Genomic DNA, 22,349 nt, shown 5'->3' on the forward strand with positions numbered 1-22,349 from the left:
ACTGCCGGTGTCACCGGCCGCGGCGAGAATGGAGCCGTGCACGTGGTGGTCGGTGCGGGAGCCCAGGGGCGGATCGTCCTGGTCGACCCCGACGACCCCGCCAAACCCCTCGCCGAGGTCGAGCCCGACGGGTTCGCCGACGCCGTCCGCGCGCTCGAGGCGCGCGAGCATCCGCGCTGGGTGTGGACGGAGACGCGCCGCTGGTATCCGCGCCTCCTCGATGCAGGCGTCCGGGTCGAGCGGTGCCACGACCTGCGGCTCTGCGGCGCCATCCTCGACCGATCGACGATCACCGAGTGGGCGCGTGCGGGCGGGCGGCACGCGCGGCCCGGGTGGCTCCCGCCCGGACCGGCCGAGGCCGGCGGCGCGGCCGCCACGACCACGACTCCGGCGGTGGCCGCGCACAGCGCCCTCTTCGACCTCGACGACTTCGGCGGCGACTCGGCGGTCGGCCTCGGCAACGCCCCAGAGCCTGCGATCGGTGCTGCCCCCGCACCTTCCACGGATGCCGCGGCGCGCGCGTCGGGGGCATTCGTCCCGGTCGACGCGGTCGCGGCCGAGCTCGCACGCCAGCTCGCCCTCGTCGCCGAGGGCGACGATCCCCGACGCCTCCGGCTCCTGCTCGCGGCGGAGTCCGCGGGGGCGCTCATCGGCGCCGAGCTGCAGGCCGCCGGCCTGCCGTGGGACCGCGCCGTGCACGAGGCCGTGCTCGAGTCGGAGCTCGGGCCGCGCCCCTCGCCCGGATGGAAGCCGGTGCGCATGGAGGCCCTGGCGAGCCGGGTGCGCGAGGAGCTCGGCGCGGCATCCGTGAACCTCGACTCGCAGGCCGACCTGCTGCGCGCGCTGCGCGGCGCGGGCATCCCGGTCGAGTCGACCGCGCGCTGGGAGCTGCGCGACCACGACCACCCCGCGATCGAGCCGCTCATCGCGTACAAGAAGCTCTCGCGGCTGCTCAGCGCGAACGGCTGGACGTGGCTCGACGAGTGGATCCTCGACGGACGGTTCCGGCCCGAGTACGTGCCCGGGGGCACGGCCACGGGGCGGTGGGCGACGTCGGGCGGGGGAGCGCTGCAGTTGCCCAAGAACGTGCGCAGCGCGGTGGTCGCGGATCCGGGCTGGACGCTCGTCGTGGCCGACGCGGCGCAGCTCGAGCCGCGCGTGCTCGCGGCGATGGCGCGCGACGAGGCCATGGCCGAGGCGGCGCGCGGACGCGACATCTACCGCGGACTCGTCGACGGCGGTGTCGTGGGCACGCGCGACGAGGCGAAGGTCGCGATCCTCGGCGCCATGTACGGGGCGACGACGGGCGACAGCGGGCGCCTCGTGCCGCGCCTCGCCCGTGCGTTCCCGCGGGCGATGGGCCTCGTCGACCGGGCCGCGGCCGACGGCGAGCGCGGACTCCCGGTCACGACGCTCCTCGGGCGGTCCTCACCGCTCCCGTCGGCGGAGTGGCGGGCGGTGCAGGCCCGAGCGAGCGAGCCCGACGCCACCGCCGTCGACGAACGACGAGCGCGCTCGCGGGCCCGCGACTGGGGTCGGTTCACCCGCAACTTCGTGGTGCAGGGCAGTGCGGCGGAGTGGTCGCTCTGCTGGATGGCCGCGCTGCGCGGCCGCCTCGCCGAGATCGGCTCGACGGTGACGGATGCCACGCCCGACGCGGTCGCCTCGGGCCCGGTGTTCGGCCGGACGCCGCACCTCGTGTACTTCCTGCACGACGAGATCATCGTGCACGCCCCTCGCGAGACGGCCGACGCGGTCGCCGCCGCCGTCGAGGAGACCGCTGCGGCGTCGGGGCGCCTGCTCTTCGGCGACTTCCCGGTCGACTTCCCGCTCGACCTCGCGATCGTCGAGAGCTACGCGTCGGCGGGCTGAACGGCGTCGTTTGCGTCGCTGGGCTCGGCCGAGACGGATGCCGTACCCGGGCGTCGTCCGCGCCTGGGCCGCTCCGCACGGGGCGCGAACGGGATCCGCTCCTGCGCCGACACCTCGTCGAGCCAGCCGAGCACCGCCACCGCGCGCGACCGCTCGGCCGCCGTGACGAGCGAGACGAGCTCCCGCTCGCCCTCGGCGGGCGCCGGCTCGTCGCTCGACGTGCCGGCCGCGGCGACGGTCGATCGCTCGTCCGAATCGGATGCCGCGTCACGACGCCGAGTCCAGCGACCCCGCTCCGCGACGAGCACCGCGTCGGCATCGACCCCCGGCAGCGAGCGGGCGATGAGCACGCGGTCGAGCGTCTCGTCCCACGGATCGGCGCCCGCGGCATCCGTGCCCTCGAGCCAGGATCGCGCCGCGGTCGCACCCGCGGACGTGAGGCCGTAGAGGGGGAGGCCGTCGTCGGTCGTGCCCGCGGGCTCGACGAGCCCCTGCTTCTGCAGGCGCTCGAGCGTGGCATAGGTCTGGCCGACGTTGATGCTGCGCCGGCCGCCCGTGCGGGTCGCGAGGCCGCCGTGCAGTTGGAACCCGTACGCAGGACCCGCGGTGAGGAGCGCGAGGAGCGCGTCGCGCACGGCCATGTGCACCTCCGGCTGGGGGATCGGGAACGCTTCACCGAGCATACTGTTCCGTGTCGTCCGGAGTCGCGGCATGTCGCCAGAGGTCGCGGAATGGGGCGCCGACCGGCGCGGATCCTTGTCAGGGCCGGGATTCCGCGGCATACTCGTCGAAGACGGCTCGCCGTCCACAATCGAACACCCGCTGTCCGGCGGTTCCGAGGTCGTAGGGGAAGACGCACCTCGAGAACGGAGACGGAGATGGCGGAGAAGGTCACGCGGGCCGTGCGCGCCGCGCGAGGCGTGCTGTTCGTGCACTCCTCGCCGCGGGCGCTGTGCCCGCATGTGGAGTGGGCTGCCGGGCGTGCGCTCGGCACGGCCGTGAATTTCGACTGGTCGGAACAGCCGGTCTACCGCGGTCTCCTGCGTGCCGAGTTCTACTGGGAGGGCGAGGCCGGCACCGGCGCGAAGCTGGCCTCCGCGCTGCGGGGCTGGGACCAGCTGCGCTTCGAGGTGAGCGAGGACCCGACGCCAGGGTCCGACGGCGCGCGGTGGATGCACACGCCCGAGCTCGGCGTCTACTTCGCGCAGACGGACACGGCCGGCAACACCGTCATCCCCGAGGACCGCATCCGCTACGCGATGGAGGTCGCGGGCCACGACGCGGTCGAGCTGCATCGCGAGCTGCGTCTCGCGCTCGGCCAGGCGTGGGACGACGAGCTCGAGCCGTTCCGCCACGCGAGCGACTTCGCCCCGGTCGTCTGGTTGCACCAGGTGGGCTGAGCGGCGACGCCGCCCGAGCGGCGCGACGCGGACGTCGGATGACCCTTCCCGGCGACCGCACGAGCGAAGCAGTGGGCGGCGACGAAACGGGCCCCGCGCCGGGAGGCGTCGGGGCCCGTTCCATGAGCCGTGCGGATCAGGCGGTGCGGAAGCCGACCACCGCGTTGTGCCCGCCGAAGCCGAACGAGTTCGAGATCGCCACGAGCGGGCCGTCGCCGAGGGCGCGGGGTTCGCGCACCACGTCGAGGTCGATCTCGGGGTCGAGCTCGGTGACGTTGATCGTCGGGGGAGCGGTGCGGTGGTGCAGCGCGAGCACCGTGAACATCGCCTCGATGGCGCCGGCGCCGCCGAGCAGGTGCCCGGTCGATGCCTTCGTCGCGCTCACGGCGATGTTCGGGAGGTGCTCGCCGAAGACCGCGGCCAGGGCCGTGTACTCGGCGATGTCGCCGACCGGCGTGCTCGTCGCGTGCACGTTGATGTGCGCGACCTCGTCGAGGCCGACGCCGGCCTGCTCGAGGGTCGTGCGCATCGCTCGGGCGGCGCCGGTGCCCTCGGGGTCGGGAGCCGTGATGTGGTACGCGTCGCTCGTGACCGCGCCGCCGATGAGCTCGGCGTAGATGCGCGCGCCGCGCGCCTTCGCGTGCTCCTCGGTCTCGACGACGAGCGCCGCGGCGCCCTCGCCCATCACGAAGCCGTCGCGCGCCACGTCGTACGGCCGCGACGCGTGCGCCGGGTCGTCGTTGTTGCGCGAGAGCGCCTGCATCGAGTTGAACGAGGCGATCGTGATCGGGTGGATGGCGGACTCCGAGCCGCCCGCGATGACCACGTCGGCGAGTCCGGCCTGGAGGTGGTCGTACGCGTTCACGAGCGCCTCGGTGCTCGACGCGCACGCGGAGACGACGGTGCGGATGCCCGCACGCGCGTGCAGGTCCATGCCCACGGCCGCCCCCGGGCCGTTCGGCATGAGCATCGGCACGGTCATCGGGAGGACGCGGCGGGGTCCGCGCTCGCGCAGGGTGTCCCACGCGTCGAGCAGCGTCCACACGCCGCCGATGCCGGTCGCCCAGTCGATCGCGAGGCGGTCGGACGGCACGTCGGGCGCGCCCGCGTCGGCCCAGGCCTCGCGGCCGGCGATGAGGGCGAACTGGCTCGACGGGTCGAGGCGCTTGATCTCGTGGCGCTCAAGCACGTCGGCCGGCTGCACCTTGGCGTTGGCGGCGAAGGTGACGGGCAGCTCGTACTGGGCCACCCAGTCCTGCTCGATGGTGCGGGCGCCGGACTCGCCTGCGAGCAGGTTCGTCCAGGTGTCGCGGGCGGTGCCCCCGAGCGGGGAGGTCGCACCGATGCCTGTGATGACGATCTTGTTGGTCATTCGAGAATCACTCCAGGATGGAAGAGGGCAACGTGATCGAGCGGGCCGGACCGTCAGGCCGGCCCGCTCGGGTCAGCGACTAGGCCTGGGCCTTGACGATGAAGTCGACGGCGTCGCCGACGGTCTTGAGGTTCTTGACCTCCTCGTCGGGGATCTTGACGTCGAACTTCTCCTCGGCGTTGACGACGATCGTCATCATCGAGATGGAGTCGATGTCGAGGTCATCCGTGAACGACTTGTCCAGCTCAACCGTGTCGGTCGCGATGCCGGTCTCGTCGTTGATGAGCTCGGCCAGGCCGGCAAGTACTTCTTCGGTGGACAATGCCATGGTTCTTCTCCTTGGGGGTGTCTCGTTTGACCGAGACTCAGTCTAGATGGACGATGAACGGCGGTTCAGGGAAGAACCACCACTTGGGCGCCGAACACGAGGCCGGCGCCGAAGCCGATCTGGAGGGCGAGCCCTCCCGAGAGTTCCGGGTGCTCCTCGAGCAGCCGGTGGGTCGCGAGCGGGATCGACGCCGCCGACGTGTTGCCGGTGGTCGCGATGTCGTGCGCGATGACGACGGTCTCGGGCAGCTTCAGCTGCTTCGCGAACTCGTCGATGATGCGCATGTTGGCCTGATGCGGGATGAACGCCGACAGGTCGGCGCTCGTCACGCCCGCGGCATCCAGCGCCTGCTTCGCGACCTTGGCCATGTCCCACACGGCCCAGCGGAAGACGGTCTGCCCCTCCTGGCGGAGGGTGGGCCACTCGGCCGCCCCGTCGCGGAACTCCGTGAGCGTGTGGTTCATGCCGACCGCGTCGGCCTTCGAGCCGTCGGAGCCCCAGATGGTGCGGGCGATGCCGGGGAAGTCGCTCGGTCCGATGACGACCGCGCCCGCACCGTCGCCGAGCAGGAACGAGATCGAGCGATCCGTCGGGTCGACGACGTCGGAGAGCTTCTCGGCGCCGATCACGAGGGCGTAATGAGCGACCCCCGTGCGGATGAGGGCGTCGGCCTGCGCCACGGCGTAGGCGTAGCCGGCGCAGGCGGCGTTCGTGTCGTACGCGGCCGCGGGGTTCGAACCCACCCGGTCGGCGACGACGGCCGCCATCGACGGGGTCTGCTGCACGTTGGAGATCGTGGCGACGATGACGAGGTCGATGAGCTCGGGCGCGACGCCCGACTTCGCGATCGCCTCCTTCGCGGCATCCGTCGCCAGGTCGAGCGCGGACACGTCGGCGCCGGCGCGGGCGCGGGTCACGATGCCCGTGCGCTGCTGGATCCACTCGTCGGAGGAGTTGATCGGGCCCACGAGGTCGTCGTTCGGCACCGCGTTCTCGCCGCGGGCGGCCCCGATCGCGTAGATGCGCGTGTAGGCGGGTCCGTGCGACTGCTGGAGAGTGGGTTTCGTCATGCTCGGCTTTCTCTGTGCGCCCGTTGGAGGATCGTCGTGCCCGGTCAGGCGGCCTGCTCGATGAGCTCGATGGCCGCGGGCAGGTCGTCGGGGGTCTTCACGGCCACGGTGGGCACGCCCTTGAGGGCACGCTTCGCGAGGCCGACGAGCGCGCCGGCCGGAGCCACCTCGATGAGGCCCGTGATGCCCGCGGCCGCGAACGACGCCATGTCCTTGTCCCAGCGCACGGGCGACGAGACCTGCCCGACCAGGAGGTCGACGAACTCCCGGCCCGACCTGACGACGGTGCCGTCGCGGTTGGTCCAGAGCGTGATGCCGGGGTCCGACACGTCGAGCTCGGCCGCGACGAGCGCGAGGCGGTCGACCGCGGGGCGCATGTAGCGCGTGTGGAAGGCGCCCGCGACCTGCAGCGGGATGACCCGTGCGCCGGCCGGCGGCTCGGCCCGGAGACGGTCGAGCGCGTCGAGGGCGCCGGCGACGACGATCTGGCCGCCGCCGTTGAAGTTCGCGGGCTCGAGTCCGAGCTCGTCGAGGCGGGTGGTGAGCTCCGCCTCGTCGGCGCCGATGACGGCGCTCATGCCGGTCGCCTCGAGCGCCGCGGCATCCGCCATCGCACGGCCGCGCTCGGCGACGAAGCGCGTCGCGTCGGCCTCGGCGAGCACGCCGGCGCCGGCCGCGGCCGTGATCTCGCCGACCGAGTGGCCCGCGATGCCGCCGATGCGGTCGCGACGGCCGTCGGCGAGGAGCGGCGCGAGGGCGAGCAGGCCCGCGGCCACGATGAGGGGCTGGGCGATCGCGGTGTCGCGGATCGTGTCGGCGTCGCTCTCGGTGCCGTGCGTCGCGAGGTCGACGCCGGCGGCCTCGGAGTAGGCGGCGAGCTGCTCCGCCGCGGCGGGGTCGGCGAGCCAGGGTGCGAGGAATCCGGGGGTCTGCGAGCCCTGTCCAGGGCAGACGACGACGATCACCCTCCCTATCCTGCCAATGACCGCCACCTCGGGTGTGTGTCATTGCGACAAGCTCTCGCAAGAACCCTTGTGCGTGCCCGACAGGCAGGGCGTGACGGATGCCGCCGAACCGGCCGGATCGACGTCAGCCCTGGCGTCGGCGCGGCTGGTGCTCGTGATCGCTCATCGATCCGATGATGAGCGCGGATTGCAGGATGAGCGCCTCGCGGGCGCCCGTGGCATCCCACCCGATGACGTCGGAGACGCGCTTCAGCCGGTAGCGCACGGTGTTGGGGTGCACGAACAGCTCTCGGGCGGTGGCCTCGAGGGACCGCCCGTTGTCGAGGTAGCTCCACAGGGTCGTGAGGAGCTCGGTCGAGTGCGCCTGCAGCGGCCGGTAGATGCGGTGCACGAGCGTGGCGCGGGCCAGCGGGTCGCCGGCGAGCGCCCGCTCGGGCAGCAGGTCGTCGGCGTGCACCGGCCGCGGCGCGTGCCGCCACGACCGGGCCACGGCGAAGCCCGCGAGTGCCGCCTTGGCGCTCTTCGACGCGTCGACGAGGTTCGGCACCTCGTGGCCGAGCACCAGGTGCCCAGGGCCGAAGTGCGGCTCGAGCTGCGTGGCGATCTCCATGAAGGTGAGCGCGGGGGAGGTGCCGATGGTCTCCTCGGGCTCGCGGCCGAGGGGGTCGGACCGGCCGATCACGAGCACGAGCCGGTTGCCCTGCACGCCGATGAGCACGTCGGCGTGCATGTGCCGGGCGGCTCGGCGCACGTGGTCGACGTCGAGCTGCTTCGGCGCCGTGCCCACGAGCACGGCGACCTCGCCGTGTCCGTGCCAGCCGAGCGCCGCGATGCGGCTCGGGAGCTCGTCGTCGTACTCGCCCGAGAGGATCGAGTCGACGACGAGCGCCTCGAGCCGGGCGTCCCAGAGCCCGCGCGCCTCCGCGGCGCGCGCGTACACGTCGGCCGCGGCGAACGCGATCTCGCGGGAGTACAGCAGGATCGCCTCGCGCAGCTCCTCGCCGCCGCCGTTCTTGACCCGCTCCTCGACGACCTCGACGACCACCCGGATGAGCTGCAGCGTCTGCTGCAGGCTCACCGAGCGGAGGAGCTCCCGTGGCGCCGCGCCGAAGACGTCGGCCGCGATCCACGGCGTCGACCGCGGATCGTCGTACCAGGCGATGAACGACGAGATGCCCGCCTGGGCGACGAGGCCCACGGCCGAACGGCGGCTCGGCGGCATGTCGCCGTACCACGGGAGCGTGTCCTCCAGGCGCTTCAGCGTCTGGGTCGACAGTTCGCCCGCGATGGTGCGCAACCATGCGAGCGTCTCCGCCTTCGTCCTGGGCTTCGTCGCCACCTGGGTCGCCTGCTAGCTCTCGCCGCCGGCCGTTCCGGTGGTGCCGGCGTTCACGTCGTGGAGCCGGTACTTCTCGATGGCCTGCGCCGGGAGCGACCGGTCGACCTCGCCGCGGTCGGCGAGGGACTGAAGCGTGCGCACCACGACCGACGGTCCGTCGATCTTGAAGAAGCGACGCGCCGCCGGACGCGTGTCCGAGAACCCGAAGTCGTCGGCGCCGAGCGTCGCGAAGTCGCCGGGCACGTAGGCGCGGATCTGGTCGGGGACGGCGTGCATGTAGTCCGACACGGCGACGAACGGTCCGCCCGAGCCCGAGAGCTTCTGCGTCACGTACGCGCTGCGGCGCTCGGCGTCGGGGTTGAGGAAGTTGTGCTCGTCGGCGGCCACGCCGTCGCGACGGAGCTCGGCCCAGCTCGTGACCGACCAGACATCCGCCGACACGCCCCAGTCGTTCGCGAGCAGCTCCTGGGCCTCGATGATCCACGGCACCGCGACGCCCGAGGCGAGCAGCTGGGCCTTCGGCCCCTGCACGTTCGACTCCGAGAGGCGGTGGATGCCGCGAACGATGCCCTCGACGTCGACGCCCTCGGGCTCGGCGGGCTGCACGAGCGGCTCGTTGTACACCGTGAGGTAGTACATGACGTTGGGATCGGGGTGGTTGCCGCCGTACATGCGGTCGAGGCCCGAGCGCACGATGTGCCCGATCTCGTAGCCGTAGGCGGGGTCGTACGAGACGACCGCCGGGTTCGTCGATGCGAGCAGCGGCGAGTGTCCGTCGGCGTGCTGCAGGCCCTCGCCGGTCAGCGTCGTGCGGCCGGCGGTGGCGCCGATCATGAAGCCGCGCGCCATCTGGTCGCCCGCCGCCCAGATCGCGTCGCCCGTGCGCTGGAACCCGAACATCGAGTAGAACACGTAGATCGGGATGAGCGGCTCGCCCTCGGTGGCGTACGACGTGCCGACCGCGGTGAACGCGGCGAGCGCGCCCGCCTCGTTGATGCCGACGTGCACGATCTGGCCCTGCGGGCTCTCCTTGTAGGCGAGGAGCAGCTCGCGGTCGACCGAGGTGTAGTGCTGGCCGTTCGGGTTGTAGATCTTCGCGTTCGGGAAGAACGCGTCCATGCCGAACGTGCGCGCCTCGTCGGGGATGATCGGCACGATGCGGTTGCCGAAGTCCTTCGCCCGCATGAGGTCCTTCAGGAGTCGCACGAACGCCATGGTCGTGGCGATCTCCTGCGTGCCCGAGCCCTTCTTCGCGATCGCGTACGCCGAGTCGTCGGGCAGCGTGATGGCGGTGTGGCTCGTGCGGCGCTCGGGCAGGTAGCCGCCGAGCTCGCGCCGGCGCTCGTGGAGGTAGCGGATCGACTCGTCGTCGTTGCCCGGGTGGTAGTACGGGGGCAGGTACGGGTTCTCCTCGAGCTGCGCGTCGCTGATCGGGATGCGCATCGCGTCGCGGAAGGTCTTGAGGTTGTCGAGGGTCATCTTCTTCATCTGGTGGGTCGCGTTGCGACCCTCGAACGACGGACCCAGGCCATAGCCCTTGATCGTCTTCGCGAGGATGACCGTCGGCTGGCCCTTGTGCTCGGTCGCCGCCTTGAACGCCGCATAGACCTTGCGGTAGTCGTGGCCGCCGCGCTTGAGGTTCCAGATCTGCTCGTCGGAGAGGTCCTTGACGAGCTCGAGCGCACGCGGGTCGCGGCCGAAGAAGTTCTCGCGCACGTACGCGCCGGACTCCGCCTTGTAGGTCTGGTAGTCGCCGTCGGGCGTGACGTTCATGAGGTTGCGCAGGGCGCCGTCGTGGTCGCGGGCGAGCAGGTCGTCCCACTCGCGGCCCCAGACGACCTTGATCACGTTCCAGCCGGCGCCGCGGAAGAAGCTCTCGAGCTCCTGGATGATCTTGCCGTTGCCGCGCACCGGTCCGTCGAGGCGCTGGAGGTTGCAGTTGATGACGAACGTGAGGTTGTCGAGGCCCTCGTTCGCGGCGACCTGCAGCTGGCCGCGGCTCTCGACCTCGTCCATCTCGCCGTCGCCGAGGAACGCCCAGACGTGCTGGTCGGACGCGTCCTTGATGCCGCGGTTGGTGAGGTACTTGCTGAGCTGCGCCTGGTAGATCGCGTTGATCGGGCCGAGGCCCATCGACACGGTCGGGAACTGCCAGAAGTCGGGCATGAGCCGCGGGTGCGGGTACGACGACAGGCCGTTGGGCGCGTGCGACTTCTCCTGGCGGAAGCCGTCGAGCTGGTCGGAGCTGAGCCGGCCCTCGAGGAAGGCACGGGCGTACATGCCGGGGGAGGCGTGGCCCTGGAAGAACACCTGGTCGCCGCCGCCGGCGTGGTCGGGGCCGCGGAAGAAGTGGTTGAAGCCGACCTCGTAGAGCGCGGCGCTCGAGGCGTACGTCGAGATGTGGCCGCCGACGGCGATGCCGGGACGCTGCGCGCGGTGCACGAGCATCGCGGCGTTCCAGCGGATCCAGGCGCGGTAGCGGCGCTCGACCTCCTCGTCGCCGGGGAACTCGGGCTCGTTCTCAGGGGCGATCGTGTTGAGGTAGTCGGTGGTGGGCACCATCGGCACGCCGAGGTGCAGCTCCTTCGAGCGCTTCAACAGGCTGAGCATGATCTCGCGCCCGCGCTGGTGCCCCTTCTCGGCGACGAGCGCGTCGAGCGATTCGGCCCATTCCGAGGTCTCCTCGGGATCGGAGTCCATCGCCTCGACCGAGTAGGGGTCCTGGTCGTTGACAGTCACACTCGACCTCTCTCTTCAGCAGGTCTTGCCTGCGGCTGGGGGCGTGCGCACGACGAAGCGACCGGTTCGCGGTCGGGTGGCACCACGCCATCCTAGTGATTCTATGCCCGGTGCGTCGGGGCTAGGCTGGGCGCCGTCCAGCCCCCGTCTCCACTGGGAGGAACGGCCCGATGATCCTCGGCCCCGGCGCGATCGCCCCCGATTTCACGCTCGCCAACCAGTTCGGCCAGCCCGTCTCGCTCGCGGACTTCCGCGGCGTGATGCCGGTGACGCTCGTGTTCTTCCCGCTCGCGTTCTCGCGCACCTGCCAGGGCGAGCTCTGCGAGCTCCGCGACCACCTCGAGCTGTTCGAGGACTCGGGCACCGAGCTGCTCGGCGTCTCGGTGGACTCGAAGCACGCGCTGCGGGCGTGGGCGGAGGAGCAGGGCTACGGCTTCCAGCTGCTCGCGGACTTCTGGCCGCACGGCGAGGTGGCGCGCGCGTACGGCGCGTTCCTCGACGAGCGCGGCTACGCCAATCGGGCCACGTTCGTGATCGACGTCGACGGCGTCATCCGCTCGAGCTTCGCGACCGCGCCCGGCGAGGCGCGCACACTCGAGCAGTACCGGGCGGCCCTCGCCGGCTGACGGATGCCGCGGCATCCGACCGCCGTCAGTCGAGGATGCCGACCGACCGCGCGATCACGAGCGCGAGGATCACGAACCCGCCGAACGCCTGCAGCCCCATGAGGAGCTTCGTGCGCTGTCGCAGCGGCATCGCGTCGCTGGCGCTGAACGCCATGCTGTTCGACAGCGAGGTGTAGAGGTAGTCGATGAAGCGCGGCGTCCAGTCGACGCGCGCCGCCGAGCCCTTGGCCACCTCTTCGATGGTCGTCTCGTCCTCGTCCTGCGAGAAGCGGAAGTCGGCCGGCGGGATCTCGGTGCGGGCCCACGCGGTGCGCACGACGGGTCCTCCGCGGTCGAGCTCCCAGTAGAGCAGCGCGAACCCGATCACGTTCGCGACCCACACCTGCAGTGCGGCGAGCAGCAGCCCGGGGGCGTTGTGGTGGCCCTCGACGAGCTTGTACACGAGGATCACGAGCGCGACCTGGTTGATCAGCACGAGCAGCGCGACGAAGGCGACCGACACCATGCGGTACCACCGCGTCTGCTTGCGCAGCCGGTGCGGATTGAGGAAGCTCAGCGTCACGAGGAAGGCGAGGCCGGCCGCCACGAGGACGAATCGCTGGCTTCCGAAGATCTCGTTCGGCAGGAACGCGTAGAGCGCCAGCGCCGACACCAGCGCGACGACGGCCGGCCACCGGTACTCGGGCTGGGCCGTGCGACTCGGATGCTGCGCCACGACCTCCATGGGCGTGAGTCTATGGACGCTCCGATAGCATGGGCGTGCGCCGCGCGGCGTGGGCGCGAGCCCGTCGCGTTCGCAGGGGGCCTTTAGCTCAGTTGGTAGAGCGCCACGTTTACACCGTGGATGTCGTCGGTTCGAGCCCGGCAGGGCCCACCGTCGGATGCCGCGGGCCGCTGCTCCGGCCGTGACGCCGAGCCGCGCCGCTAGGCTGGGGCGCGTGCCAGTCGTTCTCGCCGAGGTCTTGACCACGATCGATCGGCTCTGGCCGCTCGAGGGCGCCGAGCCGTGGGATGCCCCGGGGCTCGTCACGGGCGATCCCGCCGCCGCGATCGAGCGGGTGCTCTTCACCGTGGACGCCGTCGCGGGCACGGTCGACGAGGCGGTGGAGCTCGGCGCGGATCTGCTCATCGCCCACCACCCGCTGCTGCTGCGCGGCGTCACGTCGATCGCCGAGGACCGCTACAAGGGCGCCCTCCTGGCCCGGCTCGTCCGCGCCGGCTGCGCGCTCGTCGCCGCCCACACGAACGCCGACGTGGTCGACCAGGGCACCTCGGCCGTGCTCGCGTCCCGACTCGGGCTCGTCGACGTGCGGCCGATCGTGCCCGGCACGGACCCCGCGCTCGGGCTCGGCCGTATCGGCCGGCTGGCCGAGCCGATGAGCCTCGGCCGGCTGGCGCGCGTCCTCGCGGAGATCCTGCCGCCGACCGCCACGGGCGTTCGTGCCGCGGGCGGCTTCGACGACCCGGTCGAGGTCGTCGCGCTCTGCGGCGGCGCCGGCGACTCGCTGCTCGGCGACCCGCTCGTGCGCGGCGCCGACGTCTACATCACGGCCGACCTCCGGCACCACCCGGCCTCCGAGGCGCGCGAGCAGGCGCTCCTGGGCGGGGGACCGGCCCTCATCGACGTGTCCCATTGGGCGAGCGAGTGGCTCTGGCTCGATGCCGCCGCCGCGGAGCTCCGCGACGCCCACCCCGAGCTCGACGTCCGCGTGAGCGAGCTCCGCACCGACCCCTGGGACTTCCAGGTCGTGCAATGATGACCACTCCCGCACCGTCCCCCACGAGGAGCACCACGTGAAGGCCAGCCCCGCCGACCAGCAGGAACTGCTCAGGCTGCAGTCCCTCGACACCCGACTGCAGCAGCTCGCGCACCGACTCGGCGCCCTGCCGCAGGCCGCCCCGCTCGCCGAGCTCGCGAAGCGCGACGCCGCCGTGCGCGGCACCCGGGCCGAGGCCGTGGGCGGACTCGAGGACGCGCGCGCCGAGCTGACGCGGCTGGAGTCCGACGTGGCCGTGGTCGAGGCGCGCATCGCGCGCGACGGCGACCGCCTGCAGCACACCTCGTCGACGAAGGACGTCGCCGCGCTCGAGGCGGAGCTCGCCTCGCTCGCCCGACGGCTCTCCGACCTCGAGGACCAGGAGCTCGCGGTGATGGAGAAGGTCGAGACGGCCGAGGCGGCCGTCGCCGGCATCGACGCCGAGCGCGCGACCATCGCCTCGGAGGCCGCGGCCCTCGAGGCCGAGCGCGACGAGGCGGCATCCGGGCTCGGCACCGAGCGCGACGCCGCCGAGCGCGACCGGGCCGTCGTCGCGGGGGGCGTGCCGGCCGAGCTCCTCACCTTCTACGAGCAGCGTCGCCTCCGCGGCGGGGGAGTCGGCGCCGCCCTCCTGCGCCAGCGCACCTGCAGCGGCTGCACGATCACGCTCACCGGCTCCGACCTCGAGCAGGTGCGGCGCGCGGCGCCCGACGACGTCCTGCAGTGCCCCGAGTGCGACCGCATCCTCGTGCGCACCGACGAGTCGGGGCTCTGAGGCGCGCCGGCCGACCGGGCCCGCGGCGGTCGAGTCGAGGCGTCGAGCCCGGGCACAGCTCCGCCCTGTAGCCTTGGAGGGCGAGCGGGTCGGCAAGACGGTCGCGTCATCCGAGCGATCGGATGCCGAGGAACGTCCGGGCTCCGCAGGGCAGGACGGTGGGTAACACCCACCCGGGGCAACCCGCGAGACAGTGCCACAGAAAGCAGACCGCCTCGGACGCGAGTCCGGGGTAAGGGTGAAACGGTGGGGTAAGAGCCCACCAGCGGCCGCGGTGACGCGGTCGGCTCGGTAAACCTCGTCCGGAGCAAGGCCAGACAGGGAACGATGGGGCTGCCCGTCCCGTTCCCGGGTAGGCCGCTGGAGGGCTGCGGCGACGCAGCTCCGAGAGAGATGGCCGTCCAGCCGGTGTCGCGCAAGCGCCCGGTGAACAGAACCCGGCGTATCAGCCGGCCCGCTCGCACCACCCGGTCGGCGTGACGCCCGTCAGCGCGTGGCGAGTGCCGCGGCGCCCAGGATGCCGGCGTTGTTTCGGTGCACCGCAGGAACGATCTTCGTCTTCAGGTCGAGCAGCGGCAGGAACTCCTCGCTGTGCTTCGACACGCCGCCGCCGACGATGAACAGGTCGGGCGTGAACAGGAACTCGACGAACGAGTAGTAGCGCTGCAGCCGCTTCGCCCACTTCTCCCAGCTCAGCGACTCGCGCTCCATCGCGGCGTACGCCGCCTTCTTCTCGGCGTCGTGCCCGTCGATCTCGAGGTGCCCGAGCTCGGTGTTCGGCACCAGCACGCCGTCGTAGATGAGCGCCGAGCCGATGCCGGTGCCGAGCGTGGTGAGGATCACGAGCCCGTCGACCCCGGCGGCCGCGCCGTAGCGGAGCTCGGCGAAGCCCGCGGCATCCGCGTCGTTGATGAAGTGGATCTCGCGGCCGAGCGCCTGCTCGAAGAGGTCCTCGGCCTGCAGGCCGATCCACTCGTCCGAGATGTTCGCAGCCGACAACGTGTAGCCGCGCTTCACGATCGCGGGGAAGCACACGCCGAGCGGGAGCTTCTCGCTGCCCGACAGCTGCGCGTCGATCTGGTCGACGAGCTCCTCGGTGGCCGTGAGCATGTCCTTCGGGCGTCCGCCCTCTGGGGTCTTCACCTTGAGCCGCTCGGTGACGAGCTCGCCGGTGCCGAGGTCGACGACCGCCCCCTTGATGCCCGTGCCGCCGATGTCGATGCCGATCGCGTGGTCAGTCGCCATGGCGCCACACTATCGCGCGACCATCGCCGGATGCCGCCGCGCCCTGGCGGTGCCTCAGGGGAGCGTCAGGATCTCGGCGCCGCGCTCGGTCACGACGAGGGTGTGCTCGAACTGCGCGGTGAGCGCGCGATCGCGCGTGACGACCGTCCAGTCGTCGTCCCAGACGTCCCATTCGATGGTGCCGAGCGTCAGCATCGGCTCGATGGTGAACACCATCCCGGGCTCCATGACCGTGTCGAACTCGGGGGCGTCGTAGTGCGGGATCACGAGGCCCGTGTGGAACGCGCGGCCCACCCCGTGACCGGTGTAGTCGCGCACGACCCCGTACCCGAACCGCTTCGCGTACGCCTCGATCGCACGGCCGATGACGTTCACCTGCCGGCCGGGGGCCACCGCGCGGATGCCGCGGGCGAGCGCCTGCTCGGTCCGCTCCACGAGCAGTGACGCCTCCTCGCTCGCCTCGCCGACGAGGAACGTGCGGTTGAGGTCGCCGTGGTAGCCGTCGAGGTAGGCGGTGACGTCGAGGTTCACGAGGTCGCCGTCCTCGAGCACCGTGTCGTCGGGGATGCCGTGGCAGATCACCTCGTTCACCGACGTGCACGACGACTTCGGGTAGCCGCGGTAGCCGAGCGTGGAGGGGTAGGCGCCGTGGGCCACGACGTGGTCGTGCGCGATGCGGTCGAGCTCGTCGGTCGTGACGCCGGGCGCGATGGCGGATGCCGCCGCCTCGATCGCCTGCGCGGCGATCCTCCCGGCGGCGCGGATGCGCTCCACCTCGTCGGGCGCGTAGCGGTCGCCGGCCGTGTTCGGCGCCGGCGCGGGGCGCCCCACGTACTCGGGTCGGGGGATGCCGGCGGGGACCCGGCGCTGCGGCGACAGGCGTCCGGGGATGAGGTGGCCGGCGGCATCCTTGGGCATAGGATCACCCTATGGCGCAGGATGTGGAGCACCAGTATTGGTACAACATGAAGACCGGCGAGGTGGAGCAGGGCTTCCAGTCGCCCGCCCCTGACCGTGTCGGGCCCTTCGAGACCCGCGCCGAGGCCGAGCGCGCCTTGGAGATCCTCCGTGCGAACAGCGCCAAGTGGGCCGAGGAGGAGGCCGCCGAGGACTAGTCGGCGCCGGGCGCCACGGCGCTCGTCTCCATCGCGACCGTCAGGCGGCCGCGTCGGTCACTCGTAGCTGTGCTCGGCGTTCGGGTAGCTGCCCGCCTCGACGTCGGCGCGCCACTCGCGCGCGGCCTGGGCGAGGGTGCCCGACAGGTCGGCGTACTGCTTGACGAACTTCGGCACGCGCCCGACCGTGAGACCGGCCCAGTCGGTCCAGACGAGGAGCTGCCCGTCGGTGTGCGGGCCGGCGCCGACGCTGATGGTGGGGATCTCGAGGAGCTCCGTCACCTGGCGCGCCGCGTCGGCGGGCACCATCTCGAGCACGACTGCGAACGCGCCGGCATCCTGCACCGACTTCGCGTCGGCGAGCAGCTGCTGCACGCCCTCGCCCCGCCCCTGGATGACGTGTCCGCCGAGGCCGTGCTCGCTCTGCGGCGTGTAGCCGATGTGGGCCATGACGGGGATGCCCGCCTGCACGATGCGGCGGATCTGCTTGTGACTGCGTTCCCCGCCCTCGAGCTTCACGGCGTGGGCGCCGGTCTCCTTCATGAAGCGCACCGCGGTGTGCAGCGCGTCCTCGGGGCCGTTCTCGTAGGAGCCGAACGGCATGTCGGCCACGACGAACGCGCGCCTGACGGCGCCGGCGACCGCCCGCGTCAGCGGGATGAGGTCGTCGATGGTGACGCGCAGCGTGGTGTCGTAGCCGAGCACGTTGTTGCCGGCCGAGTCGCCGACCAGCAGGAAGTCGATGCCCGCCTCGTCGAAGATGCGCGCGGTGAGCATGTCGTAGCTCGTGAGGCCGGTGATCTTGATGCCCTCGCGCTTCGCGTTCTGGAAGTGGCGGGTGCGCACCCGCTTCGGTCCTCCGGATGCCGCGGCGCCCCCGTACGGATTCGTCTCGGCCACGGGCTGGGCCCCGGATGCTGCGTCGTCGACGGGCTGCTCTGACATGCCGCCAGTCTGGCACACGCGGCATCCGTGCCCGGCGTCTCGCCCGGCCCCGAGCCGCTACCCTGAGAGGTGCGAGAGAGGGTGTGGATGGATAAGCAGCGCGACTTCGTTCTCCGGACCATCGAGGAACGAGGAGTCAAGTTCGTACGACTCTGGTTCACCGACGTGGTCGGCACCCTGAAATCGGTGGCGATCGCACCCGCGGAGGTCGAGGGGGCGTTCACCGAGGGAATCGGGTTCGACGGGTCCGCGATCGAGGGCCTCAGCCGCACCTTCGAGTCCGACCTGCTGGCCTTCCCCGACCCGACGACCTTCCAGACGCTCCCGTGGCGCGGCGACATCGATCCCACCGCGCGCATGTTCTGCGACATCACGACGCCCGACGGTGAGCCCGCCGTCGCCGACCCGCGCAACGTCCTCAAGCGCACGCTCGCACGCGCCGCCGACCGCGGGTTCACGTTCTACACGCACCCCGAGATCGAGTTCTACCTGCTGCGCTCGTCGAAGTACGGCGAGGAGGGCCCCGTGCCCGTCGACTCGGCGGGCTACTTCGACAACGTGCCGGGCGGCACCGCGCACGACTTCCGCCGTCGCAGCGTGCGGATGCTCGAGGACCTGGGCATCTCGGTCGAGTTCAGCCACCACGAGGCCGGGCCCGGCCAGAACGAGATCGACCTGCGCTACGCCGACGCGCTCACCACGGCCGACAACATCATGACCTTCCGCACGGTCGTGAAGGAGGTCGCGATCGAGCAGGGCGTATACGCCACGTTCATGCCGAAGCCGTTCTCGCAGTATCCCGGCAGCGGCATGCACACGCACCTCTCGCTGTTCGAGGGCGACACCAACGCGTTCTACGAGGCCGGCGCCCAGTACCAGCTGTCGAAGATCGGCCGCCAGTTCATCGCCGGCCTGCTGCGCCACGCGAACGAGATCTCGGCCGTCACCAACCAGTTCGTGAACTCGTACAAGCGCCTCTGGGGCGGCGACGAGGCGCCGAGCTTCATCTGCTGGGGCCACAACAACCGCTCCGCGCTCGTGCGCGTGCCGCTCTACAAGCCCAACAAGGGCCAGAGCGCGCGCGTCGAGTACCGCGCGATCGACTCCGCGGCCAACCCGTACCTGGCGTTCTCGCTGCTGCTCGCGGCGGGCATGAAGGGCATCGAGGAGGGCTACGACCTCCCGCAGGAGGCGGAGGACGACGTGTGGGCCCTCACGGACAGCGAGCGCCGCGCGCTGGGCTACCACCCGCTGCCCGCGAGCCTCGACCACGCGATCGAGTACATGGAGGAGTCGGAGCTCGTCGCCGAGACGCTCGGCGAGCAGGTCTTCAACTACGTGCTCGCGAACAAGCGCTCCGAATGGCGCGACTACCGTTCGCAGGTGACGACGTTCGAGCTGCAGCGCAACCTCGAGATCCTCTGACCAGCACCGGATGTCACGCCAGGCCCAGACCCTCGGCCGGCTCGCACGCGCGGGCTTCGACGACCTCGACCGCGCCGCGGCCGGACTGGAGGCCCTCGCCTCGGCGACGGGCCTCGACGTCGAGGCGCTGCTCGAGGCGTTCAGCCACGCCGGCGATCCCGACGAGGCGCTGAGCGCGACCCGGCGCCTGCAGGAGCGAGTGCCCGACGACGTGGCGGCGGTGCTCGCGCACGACGCGTCGGCCGAGCGCCTGGCGCGGCTGCTCGGCGCCTCCCGCGGCTTCGCCGACGTGCTGGCGCGGCATCCGCACGAGCTCGCCGTGCTGCAGCAGGTGCCGATGGCGCCCCTCGGCACCGACGAGGCGCGGGTCGTGCTGCTGCAGGCCCTCGACGAGGTCGACGTGCCGGCCGCGCGCTACCTCGAGGCGGCCGCGGCCGCGATCCGGGTGCGCTACCGGCGGCTCCTCGCGGCGATCGCCGTGTACGACCTGACGCGCGCCGACGCGATCGAGGCCGTCGACACGGTCGCGTCGGGTCTTGCCGACCTCGCGGGCGCGACCCTCGACGCTGCCCTCGTCGCGGCGCGACGGGCGACCGCGCGGGCGGAGGGCGAGGCCGCCGGTCCGGGGAGGTATCCCGCCGCCGAGGTGGAGTCGACCCGTCTCGCGGTCATCGGCATGGGCAAGGCCGGGGCGCGCGAGCTCAACTACGTGAGCGACGTCGACGTCATCTTCGTCGCGGAGTCGGCCGACGAGGACGCCGTCGCGACCCCGCGCGCCCTCGACATCGCCACGCGGCTCGCCATGGTCGCCATGCGCGTCATCTCCGAGCCCGGCATCGAGCCGCCGCTCTGGGAGGTCGACCCGAACCTCCGCCCCGAGGGCAAGGACGGCGCGCTCGTGCGCACGCTCGACTCGCACCTGCAGTACTACGACCGCTGGGCGAAGAGCTGGGAGTTCCAGGCGCTCCTGAAGGCCCGCCCGCTCGCCGGCGATCGGGAGCTGGGGGAGCGGTACGCCGCCGGCGTCGCGCCCAAGGTGTGGGCGAGCTCCAGCCGTGAGGGCTTCGTCGAGTCGGTGCAGCGCATGCGCGAGCGGGTCACCCAGCACATCCCGGCCGACGAGGTCGACGTGCAGCTGAAGCTCGGTCCGGGCGGCCTGCGCGACATCGAGTTCACCGTGCAGCTGCTGCAGCTCGTGCACGGGGCGACGGATGCCGCGATCCGCCAGCCCGGCACACTGCCCGCCCTGGCGGCACTCGCCGAGCACGGCTACGTCGGTCGCGAGGAGGCGGCGGAGTTCGCCCGGGACTACCGCATCCTGCGCGTGCTCGAGCACCGGCTGCAGCTCGCCCGGCTGCGCCGCACGCACCTGATGCCCCGCGGTGCCGCCGAGCTGCGCGCACTCGCGCGGTCATCGGGCCTCGGACGCAGCGCCGACGACCTCACGGCCAGGTGGCAGGCGACCCGGCAGCGCGTGCGGGGCCTCCACGAGCGGCTCTTCTACCGCCCGCTGCTCTCGGCGGTGGCCGCGCTGCCCGCAGAGGGCCTCGGGCTCACGAGCGAGCAGGCGGAGGCGCGCCTGCGTGCCATCGGCTTCCGCGACCCGCGCGGCGCCCTCGCGCACATCGGCGCGCTCACCGCGGGCGTCTCGCGCCGCGCGACCATCCAACGACACCTCATGCCGGTGCTCATCTCGTGGTTCGCCGACGGGGCCGATCCCGACTACGGGCTGCTCGCGTTCCGCCGCGTGAGCGACACGCTCGGCACCACGCACTGGTACCTGCGACTGCTGCGCGACTCGTCCGATGCCGCGCTGCGCCTCACGCGCGTGCTCTCGGGATCGCGCTTCGCGGGTGAGCTCCTCGAGCGCATCCCCGAGGCCGTGGCCTGGCTCGAGGACCTCGACGAGCTCCGCCCCCGCTCGCTCGCCGCGCTCGACGACGAGAAGCGGGCGGTGCTCGGCCGGCACGGCGACGCGGATGCCGCAGTGAAGGTGTTCCGCGCCATCCGCCGCCGCGAGGTGCTGCGCCTCGCGCTGTCGGCGATCCTCGACGTCTGCACGGTCGAGGAGCTCGGACACGGCCTCTCCGACGTCACGCAGAGCCACATCGCCGCGATCGTCGAGGCGATCCGCGGCGAGGAGCCCGACGGCGTCGAGTTCGCGGTCATCGGCATGGGCCGGTTCGGCGGGCGCGAGCTCGGCATCGGATCGGACGCCGACATCGTCTACGTGTTCCGGCCGGCGGGCGCGGAGCCCGAGGCCGCGCAAGCCCGCGCGCTGCGCATCGTGGCCGACCTCGTGCGGCTCACCGAGGACGCACGGCTGCCGTTCGAGCTCGACGCCGACCTGCGCCCAGAGGGGCGGAACGGCGTCGTCGCGCGGTCGCTCGACGCCTACCGCGCCTACTACGCGCGCTGGTCGCTCACGTGGGAGGCGCAGGCGCTGCTCCGCGCCCGGGGCGTCGCCGGCGACGAGGCGCTCATCCGCGACTTCATGGAGCTCGCCGACTCGGTGCGCTACCCCGCGGAGATCTCGGAGCGCGACGTCCGCGAGGTCAAGCGCATCAAGGCGCGCGTCGAGAACGAGCGGCTGCCCCAGGGCGCCGATCCCACGCGTCACCTCAAGCTGGGTCGGGGCTCGCTGTCGGACGTCGAGTGGTTCGTGCAGCTCGTGCAGCTCCAGCACGGGGCGGAGGAGCCGTCGCTCCGCACGCCGTCGACCCTGGACGCGCTGGCGGCGGCCGTCGAGCACCGCCACATCCCGGCGCGCGATGCGGAGACGCTGCGCGCCGCGTGGATGTTCGCGTCGCGGGCCCGCTCGGCGCTCACGCTCTGGCTCGATCGCACGACCGACGTGCTGCCGGTCGAGCGCTCGCAGCTCGAGGGCGTCGCCCGCATCATGGGCTACCCGCCCGGCTCGGCGTCGAGCCTCGAGAGCGACTACCTCGCGCTCACGCGCCGCGCGCGCACCGTCTTCGAGCGCGGGTTCTACGGCGTCGAGCCGCGTCGCGAGCCGACCACGGGCTGAGCGTCGGGGGCGTCAGCAGCCTGACCGGCCTGACGCCTACGGGCCCTTCGGTGGACGGTCGGGCCGACCGATGCCAGGCGGCAGGTCGGTCTGGTCGCGCTGCGAACGGTAGTACGCGTCGGAGCCCTCCCTCCGCATCGCGTCGTCGTCGGCGTCGTGCGGCTCGCTCCGGTTCCGCACGACCCTCATGACGAGGACCGCGATGCCGGCGAGCAGGAGGACGACGACGATCGCGAACGGGAGCCACGTGTCCATGCCGCTCAGGCTACTCGCGACGGACCATCAAACCGAGGATTCCTCGCGACTATCTGCAGACGACCGAACCCTTCCGCACGACGAAGCCCCTCC

20 protein-coding genes, 1 tRNA gene and 1 other RNA gene are annotated in these 22,349 nt (G+C 72.1%); 10 read left to right on the forward strand and 12 right to left on the reverse strand.

Annotated features, from left to right (window positions below; genetic code table 11):
* The first annotated feature begins 36 nt into the window (after nt 1-36).
* Nucleotides 37-1,872 carry a bifunctional 3'-5' exonuclease/DNA polymerase gene (locus tag ACFVN5_RS08710; protein ID WP_376954612.1) on the forward strand — a complete coding sequence of 612 codons (1,836 nt, stop codon included), beginning with the start codon at nt 37-39 and terminating at the stop codon, nt 1,870-1,872.
* Here ACFVN5_RS08710 and ACFVN5_RS08715 read toward each other — a convergent pair.
* A complete protein-coding gene (locus ACFVN5_RS08715; RefSeq protein WP_376954613.1) occupies nt 1,854-2,555 on the reverse strand; it encodes a PadR family transcriptional regulator in 702 nt (233 codons plus the stop codon). The genes ACFVN5_RS08710 and ACFVN5_RS08715 overlap by 19 nt on opposite strands.
* 195 nt (nt 2,556-2,750) lie before the next feature.
* On the opposite strand from ACFVN5_RS08715, the gene ACFVN5_RS08720 reads away from it, so the two are divergent.
* Nucleotides 2,751-3,272 carry a DUF3145 domain-containing protein gene (locus tag ACFVN5_RS08720; protein ID WP_376954614.1) on the forward strand — a complete coding sequence of 174 codons (522 nt, stop codon included), beginning with the start codon at nt 2,751-2,753 and terminating at the stop codon, nt 3,270-3,272.
* Nucleotides 3,273-3,408: 136 nt separating this feature from the next.
* Here ACFVN5_RS08720 and ACFVN5_RS08725 read toward each other — a convergent pair whose 3' ends face one another.
* The 6 genes from ACFVN5_RS08725 to aceE all read right to left on the reverse strand — a co-directional run bounded on the left by ACFVN5_RS08725 (nt 3,409) and on the right by aceE (nt 11,085).
* On the reverse strand, nt 3,409-4,644 hold the full coding sequence (locus ACFVN5_RS08725; protein WP_376954616.1) for a beta-ketoacyl-[acyl-carrier-protein] synthase family protein: 1,236 nt from the start codon (nt 4,642-4,644) through the stop codon (nt 3,409-3,411).
* A gap of 79 nt (nt 4,645-4,723) precedes the next feature.
* Complete coding sequence (locus ACFVN5_RS08730; protein ID WP_056731598.1) at nt 4,724-4,972, reverse strand: acyl carrier protein; 249 nt, start codon at nt 4,970-4,972, stop codon at nt 4,724-4,726.
* A 65-nt stretch (nt 4,973-5,037) separates the two neighbouring features.
* Entirely contained in the window at nt 5,038-6,042 is a 1,005-nt protein-coding gene (locus tag ACFVN5_RS08735) for a beta-ketoacyl-ACP synthase III (RefSeq protein WP_376954618.1), read from the reverse strand.
* Between the two features lie 44 nt (nt 6,043-6,086).
* Entirely contained in the window at nt 6,087-7,007 is a 921-nt protein-coding gene (locus ACFVN5_RS08740) for an ACP S-malonyltransferase (RefSeq protein ID WP_376954620.1), read from the reverse strand.
* A gap of 124 nt (nt 7,008-7,131) precedes the next feature.
* The gene (locus ACFVN5_RS08745) at nt 7,132-8,346 is read right to left on the reverse strand and encodes a PucR family transcriptional regulator (protein ID WP_376954622.1); all 1,215 of its coding nucleotides are present in this window, start codon (nt 8,344-8,346) and stop codon (nt 7,132-7,134) included.
* Nucleotides 8,347-8,358: 12 nt separating this feature from the next.
* Nucleotides 8,359-11,085: a pyruvate dehydrogenase (acetyl-transferring), homodimeric type gene (gene aceE, locus ACFVN5_RS08750; RefSeq protein ID WP_376954623.1), complete on the reverse strand. Its 2,727-nt coding sequence runs from the start codon at nt 11,083-11,085 to the stop codon at nt 8,359-8,361.
* A 170-nt stretch (nt 11,086-11,255) separates the two neighbouring features.
* On the opposite strand from aceE, the gene ACFVN5_RS08755 reads away from it, so the two are divergent.
* On the forward strand, nt 11,256-11,711 hold the full coding sequence (locus ACFVN5_RS08755) for a peroxiredoxin (protein WP_376954624.1): 456 nt from the start codon (nt 11,256-11,258) through the stop codon (nt 11,709-11,711).
* Nucleotides 11,712-11,736: 25 nt separating this feature from the next.
* Here the strand turns inward: ACFVN5_RS08755 and ACFVN5_RS08760 are convergent, their stop codons facing one another.
* The gene (locus tag ACFVN5_RS08760; protein WP_376954625.1) at nt 11,737-12,435 is read right to left on the reverse strand and encodes a hypothetical protein; all 699 of its coding nucleotides are present in this window, start codon (nt 12,433-12,435) and stop codon (nt 11,737-11,739) included.
* A 77-nt stretch (nt 12,436-12,512) separates the two neighbouring features.
* On the opposite strand from ACFVN5_RS08760, the gene ACFVN5_RS08765 reads away from it, so the two are divergent.
* The 4 genes from ACFVN5_RS08765 to rnpB all read left to right on the forward strand — a co-directional run bounded on the left by ACFVN5_RS08765 (nt 12,513) and on the right by rnpB (nt 14,704).
* Nucleotides 12,513-12,585: transfer RNA gene (locus tag ACFVN5_RS08765), tRNA-Val, on the forward strand.
* A gap of 64 nt (nt 12,586-12,649) precedes the next feature.
* Nucleotides 12,650-13,468, forward strand: coding sequence for a Nif3-like dinuclear metal center hexameric protein (locus ACFVN5_RS08770; RefSeq protein ID WP_376954627.1), 819 nt, complete (start codon nt 12,650-12,652; stop codon nt 13,466-13,468).
* A 37-nt stretch (nt 13,469-13,505) separates the two neighbouring features.
* A complete protein-coding gene (locus tag ACFVN5_RS08775) occupies nt 13,506-14,243 on the forward strand; it encodes a zinc ribbon domain-containing protein (RefSeq protein WP_376954628.1) in 738 nt (245 codons plus the stop codon).
* A gap of 85 nt (nt 14,244-14,328) precedes the next feature.
* Nucleotides 14,329-14,704: RNase P RNA component class A (gene rnpB / locus ACFVN5_RS08780), an RNA gene on the forward strand.
* A gap of 25 nt (nt 14,705-14,729) precedes the next feature.
* Here the strand turns inward: rnpB and ppgK are convergent.
* Together ppgK and map are read right to left on the reverse strand one after the other, a co-directional pair.
* Nucleotides 14,730-15,488: a polyphosphate--glucose phosphotransferase gene (gene ppgK / locus ACFVN5_RS08785; RefSeq protein WP_376954630.1), complete on the reverse strand. Its 759-nt coding sequence runs from the start codon at nt 15,486-15,488 to the stop codon at nt 14,730-14,732.
* A gap of 54 nt (nt 15,489-15,542) precedes the next feature.
* On the reverse strand, nt 15,543-16,406 hold the full coding sequence (gene map, locus ACFVN5_RS08790; protein ID WP_376954631.1) for a type I methionyl aminopeptidase: 864 nt from the start codon (nt 16,404-16,406) through the stop codon (nt 15,543-15,545).
* Between the two features lie 11 nt (nt 16,407-16,417).
* Between map and ACFVN5_RS08795 the strand changes: the two genes are divergently transcribed.
* Nucleotides 16,418-16,603 (forward strand): SPOR domain-containing protein, encoded by a 186-nt coding sequence (locus tag ACFVN5_RS08795; protein ID WP_376954633.1) that lies wholly within the window; start codon nt 16,418-16,420, stop codon nt 16,601-16,603.
* 57 nt (nt 16,604-16,660) lie between these two features.
* Here ACFVN5_RS08795 and panB read toward each other — a convergent pair whose 3' ends face one another.
* Nucleotides 16,661-17,548: a 3-methyl-2-oxobutanoate hydroxymethyltransferase gene (panB, locus tag ACFVN5_RS08800; RefSeq protein ID WP_376954634.1), complete on the reverse strand. Its 888-nt coding sequence runs from the start codon at nt 17,546-17,548 to the stop codon at nt 16,661-16,663.
* An 87-nt stretch (nt 17,549-17,635) separates the two neighbouring features.
* Here panB and ACFVN5_RS08805 point away from each other — a divergent pair, with 87 nt between their 5' ends.
* Complete coding sequence (locus ACFVN5_RS08805) at nt 17,636-18,973, forward strand: glutamine synthetase family protein (RefSeq protein ID WP_376954636.1); 1,338 nt, start codon at nt 17,636-17,638, stop codon at nt 18,971-18,973.
* Nucleotides 18,974-18,983: 10 nt separating this feature from the next.
* On the forward strand, nt 18,984-22,001 hold the full coding sequence (locus ACFVN5_RS08810; RefSeq protein WP_376954637.1) for a bifunctional [glutamine synthetase] adenylyltransferase/[glutamine synthetase]-adenylyl-L-tyrosine phosphorylase: 3,018 nt from the start codon (nt 18,984-18,986) through the stop codon (nt 21,999-22,001).
* A gap of 36 nt (nt 22,002-22,037) precedes the next feature.
* Here the strand turns inward: ACFVN5_RS08810 and ACFVN5_RS08815 are convergent, their stop codons facing one another.
* On the reverse strand, nt 22,038-22,256 hold the full coding sequence (locus ACFVN5_RS08815; RefSeq protein WP_376954638.1) for a hypothetical protein: 219 nt from the start codon (nt 22,254-22,256) through the stop codon (nt 22,038-22,040).
* Nucleotides 22,257-22,349: the final 93 nt, after the last annotated feature.

Origin of the sequence: Agromyces sp. NPDC057865 (genome assembly GCF_042796995.1) — a bacterium.
In the GTDB taxonomy this organism is placed as follows: domain Bacteria; phylum Actinomycetota; class Actinomycetes; order Actinomycetales; family Microbacteriaceae; genus Agromyces.

Excerpts from the sequence above, each read along its gene's own strand:
- ACFVN5_RS08715 (WP_376954613.1), bottom strand. The coding sequence starts at position 2,555 with ATGCTCGGTGAAGCGTTCCCGATCCCCCAGCCGGAGGTGCACATGGCC.
- ACFVN5_RS08720 (WP_376954614.1), top strand. The coding sequence starts at position 2,751 with ATGGCGGAGAAGGTCACGCGGGCCGTGCGCGCCGCGCGAGGCGTGCTG.
- ACFVN5_RS08725 (WP_376954616.1), bottom strand. The coding sequence starts at position 4,644 with ATGACCAACAAGATCGTCATCACAGGCATCGGTGCGACCTCCCCGCTC.
- ACFVN5_RS08730 (WP_056731598.1), bottom strand. The coding sequence starts at position 4,972 with ATGGCATTGTCCACCGAAGAAGTACTTGCCGGCCTGGCCGAGCTCATC.
- ACFVN5_RS08735 (WP_376954618.1), bottom strand. The coding sequence starts at position 6,042 with ATGACGAAACCCACTCTCCAGCAGTCGCACGGACCCGCCTACACGCGC.
- ACFVN5_RS08755 (WP_376954624.1), top strand. The coding sequence starts at position 11,256 with ATGATCCTCGGCCCCGGCGCGATCGCCCCCGATTTCACGCTCGCCAAC.
- ACFVN5_RS08760 (WP_376954625.1), bottom strand. The coding sequence starts at position 12,435 with ATGGAGGTCGTGGCGCAGCATCCGAGTCGCACGGCCCAGCCCGAGTAC.
- ppgK (WP_376954630.1), bottom strand. The coding sequence starts at position 15,488 with ATGGCGACTGACCACGCGATCGGCATCGACATCGGCGGCACGGGCATC.
- map (WP_376954631.1), bottom strand. The coding sequence starts at position 16,406 with ATGCCCAAGGATGCCGCCGGCCACCTCATCCCCGGACGCCTGTCGCCG.
- ACFVN5_RS08795 (WP_376954633.1), top strand. The coding sequence starts at position 16,418 with ATGGCGCAGGATGTGGAGCACCAGTATTGGTACAACATGAAGACCGGC.
- panB (WP_376954634.1), bottom strand. The coding sequence starts at position 17,548 with ATGTCAGAGCAGCCCGTCGACGACGCAGCATCCGGGGCCCAGCCCGTG.
- ACFVN5_RS08805 (WP_376954636.1), top strand. The coding sequence starts at position 17,636 with ATGGATAAGCAGCGCGACTTCGTTCTCCGGACCATCGAGGAACGAGGA.
- ACFVN5_RS08810 (WP_376954637.1), top strand. The coding sequence starts at position 18,984 with ATGTCACGCCAGGCCCAGACCCTCGGCCGGCTCGCACGCGCGGGCTTC.
- ACFVN5_RS08815 (WP_376954638.1), bottom strand. The coding sequence starts at position 22,256 with ATGGACACGTGGCTCCCGTTCGCGATCGTCGTCGTCCTCCTGCTCGCC.